This window comes from Campylobacter sp. IFREMER_LSEM_CL2256, from assembly GCF_025771645.1.
In the GTDB taxonomy this organism is placed as follows: Bacteria; Campylobacterota; Campylobacteria; order Campylobacterales; family Campylobacteraceae; genus Campylobacter_D.
Map to the genome: position 1 here is coordinate 24084 of NZ_JAKMQQ010000004.1, position 13481 is coordinate 37564.

At 31.3% G+C, this 13481-nt stretch carries 13 protein-coding genes; all 13 read right to left on the reverse strand.

Annotated features, from left to right (window positions below):
- Nucleotide 1 precedes the first annotated feature (1 nt).
- The 13 genes from fliG to L8U00_RS02770 are packed head-to-tail and all read right to left on the reverse strand — an operon-like array spanning nt 2 to nt 13479.
- Nucleotides 2-1030, reverse strand: a complete 1029-nt coding sequence (fliG, locus tag L8U00_RS02710; RefSeq protein WP_012662055.1) for a flagellar motor switch protein FliG — start codon at nt 1028-1030, stop codon at nt 2-4.
- Complete coding sequence (gene fliF / locus L8U00_RS02715) at nt 1030-2715, reverse strand: flagellar basal-body MS-ring/collar protein FliF (protein ID WP_263708436.1); 1686 nt, start codon at nt 2713-2715, stop codon at nt 1030-1032. The genes fliG and fliF overlap by 1 nt, the downstream gene beginning before the upstream one ends.
- 14 nt (nt 2716-2729) lie before the next feature.
- The gene (gene hisC / locus L8U00_RS02720; protein ID WP_263708437.1) at nt 2730-3821 is read right to left on the reverse strand and encodes a histidinol-phosphate transaminase; all 1092 of its coding nucleotides are present in this window, start codon (nt 3819-3821) and stop codon (nt 2730-2732) included.
- Nucleotides 3811-4884, reverse strand: a complete 1074-nt coding sequence (gene pheA, locus L8U00_RS02725) for a prephenate dehydratase (RefSeq protein WP_263708438.1) — start codon at nt 4882-4884, stop codon at nt 3811-3813. The genes hisC and pheA overlap by 11 nt, the downstream gene beginning before the upstream one ends.
- A complete protein-coding gene (locus L8U00_RS02730; RefSeq protein WP_263708439.1) occupies nt 4881-5642 on the reverse strand; it encodes an HAD-IIA family hydrolase in 762 nt (253 codons plus the stop codon). The genes pheA and L8U00_RS02730 overlap by 4 nt, the downstream gene beginning before the upstream one ends.
- A 1-nt stretch (nt 5643) precedes the next feature.
- Nucleotides 5644-6849 carry a diaminopimelate decarboxylase gene (lysA, locus tag L8U00_RS02735; protein WP_263708440.1) on the reverse strand — a complete coding sequence of 402 codons (1206 nt, stop codon included), beginning with the start codon at nt 6847-6849 and terminating at the stop codon, nt 5644-5646.
- Nucleotides 6850-6866: 17 nt separating this feature from the next.
- A complete protein-coding gene (locus L8U00_RS02740) occupies nt 6867-7928 on the reverse strand; it encodes an LptF/LptG family permease (RefSeq protein WP_263708441.1) in 1062 nt (353 codons plus the stop codon).
- A 3-nt stretch (nt 7929-7931) separates the two neighbouring features.
- Nucleotides 7932-8471, reverse strand: coding sequence for an aminoacyl-tRNA hydrolase (gene pth / locus L8U00_RS02745; RefSeq protein ID WP_263682443.1), 540 nt, complete (start codon nt 8469-8471; stop codon nt 7932-7934).
- A gap of 1 nt (nt 8472) precedes the next feature.
- Entirely contained in the window at nt 8473-9009 is a 537-nt protein-coding gene (locus tag L8U00_RS02750; protein ID WP_133319540.1) for a 50S ribosomal protein L25/general stress protein Ctc, read from the reverse strand.
- A gap of 46 nt (nt 9010-9055) precedes the next feature.
- Complete coding sequence (locus L8U00_RS02755) at nt 9056-10027, reverse strand: transaldolase (protein ID WP_263708443.1); 972 nt, start codon at nt 10025-10027, stop codon at nt 9056-9058.
- Nucleotides 10024-10650: a phosphoserine phosphatase SerB gene (serB, locus tag L8U00_RS02760; RefSeq protein ID WP_263706718.1), complete on the reverse strand. Its 627-nt coding sequence runs from the start codon at nt 10648-10650 to the stop codon at nt 10024-10026. The genes L8U00_RS02755 and serB overlap by 4 nt, the downstream gene beginning before the upstream one ends.
- Entirely contained in the window at nt 10650-11168 is a 519-nt protein-coding gene (locus tag L8U00_RS02765; protein WP_039668837.1) for a chemotaxis protein CheW, read from the reverse strand. The genes serB and L8U00_RS02765 overlap by 1 nt, the downstream gene beginning before the upstream one ends.
- A gap of 4 nt (nt 11169-11172) precedes the next feature.
- Entirely contained in the window at nt 11173-13479 is a 2307-nt protein-coding gene (locus L8U00_RS02770) for a chemotaxis protein CheW (RefSeq protein ID WP_263708444.1), read from the reverse strand.
- Between the last annotated feature and the right edge of the window lie 2 nt (nt 13480-13481).

Here is a 13481-nt window from a genome sequence, read left to right on the forward strand (position 1 = left end):
CTTACTCTATCATCTCATCAGCCTCACCCACTTGGATAAGACCTTGTTCTGCAAGTTTTTGCACCACTTCTACAACTTTTCTTTGAGCCTCTTCAACATCTTTTACACGTACAGCACCCAAAAAGCCCATTTCTTCTACAAAAGCTTCAGCAGCACGCGTTGACATATTTGCCATAAATTTTTGTTTTAAATCCTCGCTTGCACCCTTTAAACCTATCATCAAATCACGTTTATCAGCAGCTTTTAAAACTTCTCTAATCGCATTAGTACTAAGCTGAGAAATATCATCAAAAGTAAACATTAAATCTTTAATGGTTGTAGCAAGTTTTTCATCACTTTGCTCAATATAAGAAAGTGTTGTTTTGGATGCTTTTTGACCCAAGCGATTAAGCACTTCAGCAACCGCTCTTGGACCACCCACTTCAACTTTATAAGAAGTAAGACTTTCAAGTTTACTTTCAAGCACCGCAGATACTCTTTTGATAATTGAAGGTGAAATATCCCCAAGATTTGCCATTCTTATTACAACCTCAGCTCTTAATTCATCACTAAAATACTCCAAAGTTTCAGCAGCTTGAGTAGTATCCATATGAGCTAAAATCAAAGCTATAGTTTGCGGGTGCTCTTTAATGATAAAGTCAGCAAGCTGTTGTGGTTTGATTTGAGAAAGATAAGCAAAATTTTGATTATTTTCCATACTTTTGGTAAGTTTTTCCAAAATTTTATTGGCAATTTCAGGGCCAAAAGTTCTAAATAAAATTTCTTTTGCATATTCCAAACCGCCACTTTTTAGATATTGGTTTGATTGTAATAAAGTATAAAATTCCTCTAAAACTGCAGTAGCAACTGGTTTGTCAACATTTTTTGCTAAAGCGATATAGCGAGAAATTTCAGTGATGACATTAATATCCATATGAGAAAATAAAACTGTCGTTACATCTTCTCCAAGTTGAATTAAAAAAATTGCGACCTTTTCTGGCATAGAAAGGTCATCATAGACCATTTTTTGTTCTTCACTAAGCTTTATCATCAGATATCCTTCTCACCAAATTCAGCTTCATTTTCAACAAGTTTTTGTAACAATAATGCTACTTCTTCACCTTTTTCATTAGCCACTACTCTTAATTTTTCGAGCAAGACATCATATTGAAGCGCATCTTCATCAAAATTATCCCCAAAGCCAAGTTGCTCTTCAACTTTCTTACGTGCTGCGTTGAATTTTTCAATAGCATCTTCAGCCTCGTCAATGATTTGTCCGTCTTTTCCTTCCATCTCTTCTTCAAGCTTGATATCTGCAAGCATTTTTTGTGAAAATGGCACAATAACTTTTTTATAAAAGATGAAAAGTAAAATCGCAGCAAAGACATACTTAACAGGTGGGATAAATGGCTCAACAAATCTTGAATAGAAAGTTTGAACCTTATTTTCAACTTTGGCTGTTCTATGAAATTCCAAATTATTTACTTCAACCGCATCACCTCTAGCAAGATTAAAACCTATAGCACCTTTAGTGAGATTTTCAATAGCTTGAATTTCTTTATCGCTCAAAGGAATATATTCATTAGTAATATTCCCCTGATCATCAGTAATTACTTTGTATTTTCCATCTACTACAACGGCTGCAGAAATTCTTTTAACAGTCGCAAATTGCTTAGTGGTATTGGTGATTTTTTTAGAAATTTCATTATTAGTTGTGGTTTGGTTTTTAGTGTAAACCTCGCGTGCACCTTTATCATCTAAACCTTCTACAGGACCGATGTTTGAAACAGCACCTGGTACACCTTGAATTTCTTTATCTTTATAGCCTTCTCTATGCTCTTCCAAGGTTTGCTCACTACGCACAACGGTATTTGGATCATATACTTCACTTTGTGATTCTTCTTTAGAAAAATCATAATCAATACTAACCTTTGCTACTACCCTATCATGACCACCTGCAAATGGAGCAATAGAAGCAACAATTTTTTGCTCTAATTCATATTCTTGATCTCTTTTATATTTAATTTGAGCAGCGATTAAATCACTTTCAAAAGCACCCTCATCATCTAAAGGAATACCTTTTTGATCCATAATTTTTACATTTTCAGGGGTGAGTTTTGTCACTGAAGAAGCAATTAAGTTCTTAATCCCCATAATTTGCTTTTTATTAAGCTTTAAGCCTTCTTTTATCGTCAAAGCTACTGAAGCAGTTGGTGGGACTTGTTGTTGAGTAAAAAGTGTATCTTTAGCAAAAGCAATATGCACTGTGGCGCTATGAATAGGCTCTAAACTTTCAATTGTTCTAGCAAGTTCACCTTCTAATGCTCTTTGGTATTTTACCTTTTGCTCAGCTTCTGTTGCGCCAAATTCTTGTTTATCAAAAAGCTCAAAACCTACTTTATTATCTTTTGGCAATAACCCTGCAGAAGCAATAGCCAAACGCTGTTTATACACTTGTTCATTAGGTACTAAAATAGTTCCCTCATCACGCAAAATATAAGGAACCCCGCTTTTTTCAAGTTGCGTTACTATCATCGCTGAATCACTAGTATTAGCATTTTCAAACAATACTGAATATCCAGCCTCACTAGCTACTGTAGAACCACTTCTAAAAAGGGTTAAAAATACTAAAAATCCAACTACAACAACAATAGAAGCAGCAATGATAATACGCTGTCTTAAACTTAAATTTTGATAAAGCTGACCTACTTGGTGCAGTATAGTTTTATAATCCATTTATTTCCTACAAACTAAAAATTTTTAGAAAACTCTTCAAAAAACCTTGAATTTTCATACTCTGTACCTATACTTATACGCACAGCATTTAAACCATAACTTTGTAAATTTCTTATTATTATACCGTTTTTAAGCAATTTTTCAGATAAATCTGTGCTATTTTTTTCATCAAAAAAATAAGTAATAAAATTTGTATAGCTTGGAATGTATCGAATTTTATAATTTTTAGCAAAATCTTCATAAAGTTTCATTTGTGAAAAATTATTTTCCAAAGTTTTTTGCACAAACTCATCATCATCTAACACAGCAACAGCAGCTTTTAAACTCAAATTAGTCACATTAAAAGGTGCTCTTAATTTATAAAACGCATTGATAATTTCCTTGCAAGCTATACCATAACCTACTCTCATGCCACCCAAACCATAAAGCTTAGAAAAGGTTCCTAGATATACTGTATTTTGAAATTTATGGATTAATTCCTTAGGATTGATATGTTTTTTGCTATCTTTAAATGAAGCAAATTCATTATAAGCTCCATCAATGGCTACCAAACAATCCTCATCAATTTTTTCTAAAAACTCAAAAACCTCACTTGCGTCTAAACACTCACCTAAAGGATTATTAGGCAAGCATAAAAAAATTACTTTGATTTCATTTTTATGCTTTTGATATAACTCATACAACTCATTTAAATCATGGGTTAAGCTTGGGGTTTTATAAACCTTAACTCCTAGTTGTTTTGCATAAATTTCATACATAGCAAAGCTAACCCCACATTGTAAATAAGCCTTAGAATGATCAAGTTTTGCATGTACTATATATTCTATGATTTGATCACTCCCGCTACCTATGATGAGATTTTCTTTTAAAATATCATATTTTTGCGCTAAAGCTTGTTTTAAATCACTCATAGTATCATCAGGATACAAATGAGCTAAATGTGCATTATTTATAATGGCTTCTTTAGCTTTTTTACTTGTACCATAAGGATTTTCATTACTCGCTAGTTTAATAACTTCTTTTAAACCATATTCTTTAGCAATTAAATCCATATCCTTGCCACTTTCATAAGTTTTAATAGCTTCTAAAAAAGGATTAAATTTCATTACTTTCTCCTGATAAATACGATCCAAGCCATTTTATATGCTCAGCTTTTTTTAATACTCTTTGGACATTTTCATCATCAATATGTCCTTCAAAATCTATATAAAAACTATGTACAAATTCTCTTGTTTTTATAGGGCGTGATTCAAGTTTTGTTAAATTTATCCCCTCTTTTTTAAACTCATATAATAAATCACTAAGCCCACCTGGTTTATGTGCAGCAAGTGCTAAAATAGAAGTTTTACAATGAGGCATTTGAGGTATTTTTATATCACTTAAAATCAAAAACCTAGTGCGATTTGCCAAATTATCCTCAATCGTTTCAAATAATATAGGCACATTATAAAGTTTTGCTGCAATTTTAGAGCAAATCGCAGCTGAAGTAACATCTTGCGAAGCTAAGTAAGCTGCATGAGCTGTGGATTTACTTGCTACAAATTCCACTTCGCTTAAATCATGACTTTCTAAAAAATTTCTACATTGATTATAACCTTGTGGATGAGAATATATGCGTTTAATATCTTTTAAATTTTCACTCATACTTACAAAAGAATGATGAATGTCCATATAAATTTCAGCAAAAATCTTTACATCTTCATATTTTCCAAGACAATCAAGCGTCACACCCACTGCACCTGCTGTATTATTTTCTATAGGTACTACTCCATATTTTGCTTCTTTGTGAGCTAATTCTTTAAAAACATCTTCTATATTTGCAAGTGGAGTATAACGACTCATAGCACCAAAACGCGTTCTTGCTACTTGATGCGTATAGCTTCCCTCAGGTCCTAAATAAGCTATGCTTTGGGGCATTTCTAAATTTCTTGATACAGCAAAAATTTCTTGATAAATTGCTTCGATTGCATTTTGATCTAATAAACCATGATTATAATTTTTAAGTCTATTTATAATAGCTCTTTCGCGCTCAGGTCTATAAATACTTCCACCTAAATTTTGCTTAATAACTCCTATATCTTTAACATGAAGCATTCTTTCATTAAGTAAAACCAAAATTTTATCATCGATAGTATCGATTTTATTGCGTAATTTTTCTATCTCTTTCATTTAAACCTCGATATGTAGTAATCCTTAATACTATCATATACAAAATTAAGTTTAGTTGTATCAAGACCTTGAGTGTTAGAAATTTTACCGCTTAAAACTAAGCCTGTTTGCATGCCAAGCTCATAAGCACCAAGCAAATCACCTTTAAAATCGTCACTAATGATTAAAGTCTTTTCAAAACTCACATTACAATCTTGTTGTTTTAGTAAATTTAAAGCACTTGCATAAAAAGCCTTACTAGGTTTTCCTATCACCTTATAATCAAACTCGCATGCATTTTTAAGCATAGACATAATACTTCCAACACCTGGATAAAGCCTTGAGTTTTTCTTATAAATACTACTTTCATGCATTGCTATAGCTTGCACACCATTTTTAAGATACTCTATCATACTAGCAAAATCTTGAAATTTAAAATTATCATAACTTGCTAGTAAAAATGCTTTTGGGTTTTTATAATCAAGCTCATAACCTAACTCTTGAAGTGAATCTAAAAATTCTTTTGCTCCAAAAGCTGCTATTTTACAAGGTTTTAAATGATCTTTTAAAACACAAAAAGGATCAATATAAACTTTTTCATTAATTTCAAAACCCAAATTTTGCAAATAATTTAAAAAATCTAATTTTTTGGTATTATTGGTAATAATCACATAAGGAATTTTTTCTTTATTTAAAGATTGAATGAGTTTTAAAGCACCATCTATAGGACTTTTATCATGATCTGAAATCAAAGTCCCTTGTACATCTAAAAACAACATTTCAATCCTTTAAAAAATCAAGCTCTAAAGCAATTTGATCCTCATAACTTTCTCTTTTTCTAATCATTCTTACTGTGCCGTTTTCACAAGCTAGCTCACATACTCTATTGCGAGTATTATAATTACTACTCATGCTAAAACCATACGCACCTGCGCTTTTAACTATGATCAAATCTCCTGCTTTTGTCTTAGCTAGTTTTCTATCTTTAGCTAAAAAATCTCCACTCTCACAAACCCCACCAACAATATCACAAAGGCTCTCTTCTTTATTTTCACCCAAAAGCTTAATTTCATGATAAGCACTATATAAACTTGGACGTAATAAATCATTCATCGCCCCATCAACAATCACAAAACGCTTTTTATCATTAAATTTTTCATATAAAACTTTAGTAACAAACTCACCTGCATTTGCCACTAAAAATCTACCAGGTTCCATACCTATACACACATCAAGACCTTGTAAACTTGCTAAAATTCCTTGAGCATAATCATATAAATTTGGTTCTTGTTCATCTTTATAACAAACTCCTAAACCCCCGCCTATATCAAAGAATTTAATATTAATTTTTAAAGCCAAAAGTTCTTTTACTAATTTTGCAACAATCGCAGAAGCTCCATGAATACTGCTTATATCAAGAATTTGCGAGCCTATGTGAAAATGCACTCCAACTGGCTCTAAAAATTGTGAGTTTTTAGCATAAAGATACATTTTTTTAGCACTTTCTATATCTACACCAAATTTATTTTCATGCAAACCTGTAGAAATATAAGGATGTGTTTTAGCATCTACATTTGGATTTACCCTTATGCTTATACGAGCTATCTTTTGACTTTCTTTAGCAATTTGTTCTAAAAGAAGCATTTCTTCATAGCTTTCTAAATTTACATAAAGTATATTTTGCTCTAAAGCATATTTTAACTCATCAGCACTTTTACCAACCCCGCTAAAAATAATTTTATAATTTTTAGCTCCTGCTTTTAAAGCTCTATAAATCTCACCCGCACTAACACAATCAAACCCGCTATCTAAAGAAGCTAAAAGTTTTAAAACACTTAAATTAGAATTTGCTTTAACTGCATAAAAAATTTGTGACTTTCTTGCTTTAAAAGCATCTTTTAACATTGTAAAACGCTCTTTGATTTTATCAAAATCATAAATATAAAATGGTGTGTTATGTTCTTTTGCTAGTTTTAAATAATCCATAAAAACCTCACTTGTAGTTATTTGTGTTTAAAATAATAAAAACTTCCTATACTTATTAAAATAAATACTGGTAGCATTATACCAAGCTCTGGAAGTAAAATTTCATTTTCACTCAATCTTGTTAATAAAAACAACAAGCCCCAAACTAAAAGTATGCACACAAAAAACACAAAAGCTAAAAGTGCGAGATTAAAAAATCTTGCTGTTAAAGGAAAATAATAATACACAATAAGCATTAAAAATGGCGCAAAAAATGGTGTAAGAACCAAAGAATACAAACTTGTTCTAAGTGTATTAGTAGAAATATTTTGTTTTGCAAAAATTGCCATACTTTCTAGTGCGTCTAAAATAGAATAAGAAGGATTACTCTCTACTAAAGAAATTCTTTCTAAAATTTTTGGAGAAAAGTCTTCTAAACCTTTAATATTTTTAAATTCTTCTATACTTAAACCCTCTTTTGAAACAATCAAATTTTGTGGTACATTAGTAGCTTTAGCATCATTTAAATCCCAAGAATCTCCATTAAATTTAGCAGTTTTTGCATGGATTATGCTTTGAATGTCTAAATTTTTTACATCAAAGATTTTTACATTATATAGGGTTTGAGAACTTGTTTTTTGTATATAAATAAATTTATCATTATATTTAATCAAAACTTCCCCACCCTCTCTATCTACAACGCCACGCTTAAGAATATTACTTTTATATTCATCTGCATAAGCAAAGGAGCTAAAATTAAGTCCAACATAAACACAACAAAAAAACATAGCCCATAAAAAAGGATAAAAAATCACTTGATTTTTACTTAAACCCAAAGCATATAAGCTAACAAATTCATTCGAGCGTATCATATTAAAAATACATAAAACCAAAGCAAGGACTATAGCTAAAGGTAGTATATAAGAAGCTGCTGAGCATGTTAAGAAAAAAATATATAAAAGCTCTAAATTTGCACTTTTTGGTAGCCTATTGAAATTGAGCAAAAAATCAATCGCTACAAAGAAAAAAGTCAAAGAAAAAAATAAAATAAAAAATGATTTTAAATACAAAGATGAAATATAGCGAAAAAATATACTCATCGTTTAACTTTTTAAAGAATATTTTGAAGCGATTTTTTCTATATCAGAATTTAAAAGCTCAAATAAGGCTTTTTTACTATGTTCTAAAACCTTAGTTAAACTTTCTTGCTCTTCTTGTTTAAATTTCCCCAAAACATGAGAAATTACATCTTGTCCTTTTCCTACTCCTATACGTACTCTCTCATAAGCATTACCACAAAGATTATCTATACTTTTAAGTCCATTATGCCCACCACTTGATCCACCTATTTTAAATTTCAAAGCACCTAAATTTAAATCTATATCATCATGGATTACAATAATTCTATCACATTTATAGTATTCACTAACAGCTTTTACGCTTTCTCCGGATAAATTCATATAAGTGGAAGGTTTTAAAAAAAGAGCAGAAGAGCTTTTAAAAAGCTCTCCTTTAAATTTAGCATTTGAAAGCTTTGTTGTTTGCAAGTCTTTCAAAATTAAGTCAATTAGCATAAACCCTACATTATGACGGGTTTGGGCGTATTGTTCTCCTATATTACCAAGTCCTACGACTAAGGTCATTTTATCTTGCTTTTTCTACGCCAACTACAGCTACTCTATCAGCATCAACCATAGTTACACCCTCAGGTACAACTACATCGCGGATTAAAAGTGCATCACCAACATCAAGTTTAGTTACATCTAATTCAAAATAATTTGGTAAGTTTTCAGCTGCACATTTTACTTTCAATCTTCTTTTTGATTGGATTAAAACACCTTTATTTTTAAGACCCATAGCTGTTCCTACGATTTTTACAGGAACCATATATTTAGAAATAACACCTTTTTGTGCTACTTTTAAATCTACGTGTTTTAATTCTGCAGTTACAGGATCTTTTTGATAATCAACTACCACAACATTTAATACTTTATCTGCTACTTTTACATCAAAAGCTAAAGTAGTTTTTTTGCGTACTTCTTTAATAAATTCATTTACTTTAAAAGCAGCATTGATGTTTTCTAATCCTTTTCCGTAGATGTTTGCAATTAGATAACCATCTCTTTTTAAAGCTTTAGCAGCTTTTCTACCGATACTCTCTCTAACGATACCTTCTAACATCTGTTTCCTTTCTAAAAAAATAAACGCTAATTATAGCTAAATAAGTTTATAAAGATTTTAAAATATCTTCATAAGCTATGCAAAATTGCTCTAAACCATCATCAAGCAAATCTTTACAAGCTTTACTTAAAGCATCTTTTGAAATATTTGCATTCAATTTTTTCTCTATACATTCATCTTTCAAAGGCTCTTTAAATACGATTTGCTTACCTTTAAAAGCCTTAATAGCATCTAGTGGTGCAGTATTAATAGCTTTATCATAGAGTAATTCTTTAATATAATAATCTTTTTCTAAATCATCACCTTTAACACCCGTACTTGCAAATAAAGCTCTAATATTTGCTTCATTTTGTTTAATGATATAATTATAAGCCTTTGTTGCAGTAAGAATTCCTATATAATTTTTATCTAAAACTTGATTATTTAATAATCTATCAAAACGGCTTACAAAAATACTAATAACTGCTCGAGGCTCTTTTTTGGCTGCGGTATTATTTTTTCTAAATTCTTTTAAACCTAAATTTAAAGCTTCAAAGCATTTTTTAGTTTGCTCAAAATCAAAAACCAAAGTAGCATTTACACTAATACCATTTTTCATTAATTCTTGCATTACTTCATAAGAAGCTTCTGTGGCAGGAATTTTCATCATCACATTTTCTTTTGCAATTTGCGTGTATAATCTTTTTGCCTCAGCCAAAGATAAGCTAGTATTATCTTTTAATCTCGGGTCAATTTCAATACTAATAAAACCATCATTATTTTCATAATAATTAATAGCTAATTTATCTGCAGCCTTAGCAATATCTTCTACCGCAAGATACTCATATAAGGCTTTTTTATCTTTGAGATTTGATTTTTTGATTTTTTCTTTATAAATAGCTGAGTTTAAAATCGCATTTTTAAAAATAGCAGGATTTGAAGTAGCACCATTGATTGTTCTTGAGTATATTAAATCCAAAAATTCATGATCTAAAAATTCATTTTCTATAAAATCACACCATAGTGAAAATTTTTTCATTGTATTACCTTTATTATTTCTTTTAAATCTTTTTTATCTACACAAATATCTGCATGAGATCTTAAAATTTCTTTGGCACAAAAAGCTATTTTTAATCCACATTCTTTAAACATAGAAATATCATTAGCTCCATCGCCCACACACATAATTTCTTCTGTTTTTAAATTTAAAAATTTCTTAAGTCTTTGTAGTATAATACCTTTTGAGTTGTTAAACATAATTTCTCCACCAACTTTTCCCGTTAAAACACCATTTTTACTATGCAAAAAGTTAGCAAAACCAAAATCAAAATGAAGTTTATTTTGTATTAAGTCAATTCCCTCATGAAATCCACCGCTAAAAACAATAATTTTTATATTTTTATTTTTTAAATACTCGCATAATTCTTTAGCGCCATTCATCAAAGGTAAATTTTCACAGCACTTTCTTACTTGATCAACTGGCATTCCCTCAAGCAAGGCTACTCTAGCACTTAAGCTTTCAAAAAAATCAAGCTCACCATTCATTGCTTTATCGGTGATACTTTTAACAGCATCACCGACATTATACTCTTGTGCTAAAATGTCGATGGTTTCTCCATCCATTAGCGTAGAGTCAAAGTCAAAGGCACAAAGCTTTATCATTAAAACTCACGCTTTAATAAAGCTTCAGCTTTTAATATAGTTAAAATATTTTCTTCTCTTTTACCTATACCAAAAATCATACCTTTTTCTTTTAGTAAAGTTTCAGGTGGCGGATCAATTCTGCTTCTGTGAATTTTGATAGCCTCTGTTAATCTATCTATCACAAAACCCGCATTACCCGCAGGAGTTTGATTTCCATTTGCTACGCCTTTTAAAACAATATATCTAGTTTGAGGTGTCATTTTAGAACTACCTTGATTAAATCTTTTTGCAAGATCTATCAAAGGCATAACATTACCCCTCATATTAAACACACCTAAAACATAATCAGGTACACTTGGAACCCTAGTATATTCTATAGGTTTAATAATTTCTTGAATATTAAGAATAGGAATAGCATATTCCTCATCTCCTACCACAAAACCAACAAGCTGAATAATATCCTCTTCTTTATCCACATCTGGTTCTGCAATTTGCGCTTGTTGTTTTTGCAAAACCTGGCTTAATTTATCATTCATCTTCTTATCCTAGTTTTAAATTTTTTCTAACTACATTTTCTAAGTACTCTGGAGAGTAAGGCTTAGTAATATACTCAGTCATTCCTACTTCCACACCTCTTAGACGGTCTGATTTACTAGTTCTTGAAGTTACCGCAACAAGTGGAAGGTTTTTGTATTTAGAATATTTTCTAATTTCACCTGCTAAGGTATAACCATCCATTCTTGGCATTTCAATATCAATCAGCACTGCATCAATATCATGCTCACCTGATTTAATTGTATTTAATGCCTCAACGCCGTTAGTTGCTTCTATAATACTCACACCTAGTGGTTCTAGTGATTTTTGCATGATATTTCTATCCATCTTAGAATCATCCACTATAAGTACTGTATAATCACTTGGTTTTTCTTTCACAACTTTTTTAGCTTGCGCTTCAATTTGTGCTTTAATATCTACTTTGATCTCTTTAGCTATATCCATCATAGCAGCAACATCAATAATCAAAGTAACTCTACCATCACCACGAATCGTCGCTCCTGCTATACCTTGGATGTTTTGTAAATATTCACCCATAGACTTAATAACGATTTCTTCTTGACCTACTAAAGTATCTACTATAATACCAAGCTTACTTTCTGCTACACCTATAACAACTACATAAGTTTGATCAGTATTTTCAAGCACTTGTTTTACACCAAATACATCTGAAAGTCTTACTAAAGATAAAACCTCATCTCTTAAGCGAAGTACGTTTTTACCTTCAATGGTATAAATATCATCAATTGGCACTCTAACCGTCTCAAGAACACTTGCAAGAGGAATAGCATAAAACTCTTCTTGTGTACCTACAAGCAATGATTGAATAATTGCTAAAGTAAGTGGGATTTTAAGTTTCATCACAGTGCCTTTACCAAGTTCACTGTCAATCTCAATCACACCATTTAGTTTTTCAATATTAGTTTTAACAACGTCCATTCCAACACCACGACCTGAAACATTAGTGATTTTAGCAGCAGTTGAAAAACCTGGTTTGAAAATCAATGCAAACGCTTCTTTATCGCTCATTTGATCAGCTTCGCGCTCTGTGATTAAGTTTTTCTCTATAGCTTTTGATTTTAAAGCATCCGCATCAAGCCCTTTACCATCATCAGCAATTTCCACTACAATGTGATTTCCTTCATTGTATGCTTTAAGATTAACGGTTCCTTTTTCTGGTTTGCCATTAGCTATACGTGTTGCTGGATCTTCTATACCATGATCACACGAGTTTCTAATCATATGCATAATAGGATCGCCAATTTCTTCCACAATAGACTTATCAAGTTCAGTTTCTTCCCCTGAAATTTCAAGCTCCATTTGCTTACCAAGTTCACGACCCAAATCACGTACAACTCTTGGGAATTTGTTGAAAACTTTTGCAATAGGTTGCATTCTTGTTTTCATAACTGCTAATTGAATATCTGTAGTAACAATGCTAAGTTGCGATACTACTTGGTTTAATTCTTCTAAGAATTTTTCCCCATCATATCTTTCTTCAACATCATCATAAATTTTTAATAAGCGGTTTTTACCAAGAACAAGCTCGCCAATTAAGTTCATCAAATGATCAAGTCTTTTTACTTCAACTCTAATGGTTTGATCCATATTTGCACCACTGCTTCCACCACCTGCTGCAGGAACTTTTTTCTCAGCAGTTGCATTTTGTGCTTGAGCGGCTGGTTTACTTGGAGCTGGATTAGCTTCTTGTGTTTTTTTCTTTTCAGCACGTCTTGCTTGGTCTTCAGCTTTTCTTACTTTTAAAAGTCTTTCAATTTCAGCCTCAACCTCATCATCGCTGAGTTTATTTACATCAACTTCAGGTTCTTCAGCCTTTGGCTCTTCTTTTACTTCTTCTTTTGACTCTTCAGTTTTAGCCGGTGCAACAGACTCTAAACTTTCACCCTCTGAAATAGCGGTTAATCTTGTACAAATTGGAGCTATATCAAGTCCTATTGCTGTATCATTTCCATTATCTCTAATAGAATTTAATAAGGTTTTCATCATATCAATAGACTCTAAAACCACATCCATTACTTCAGGAGTAATTTTAAGCTCATTGTGTCTTGCTTTATTTAAAACATCTTCCATGTGATGAGTAAGTTTTGTTAAAACATCAAAATTTAAAAAGCTTGATGAACCTTTAACAGTATGTGCAACGCGGAAAATTCTATTTAATAGTTCTAAGTCTTCAGGATTTGCTTCTAATTCAACCAAATCATGGTCAATTTGCTCAACTAGTTCAAAGGCTTCAACTAAAAAATCCTCAAGTATTTCTTGAATATCTTCCATTT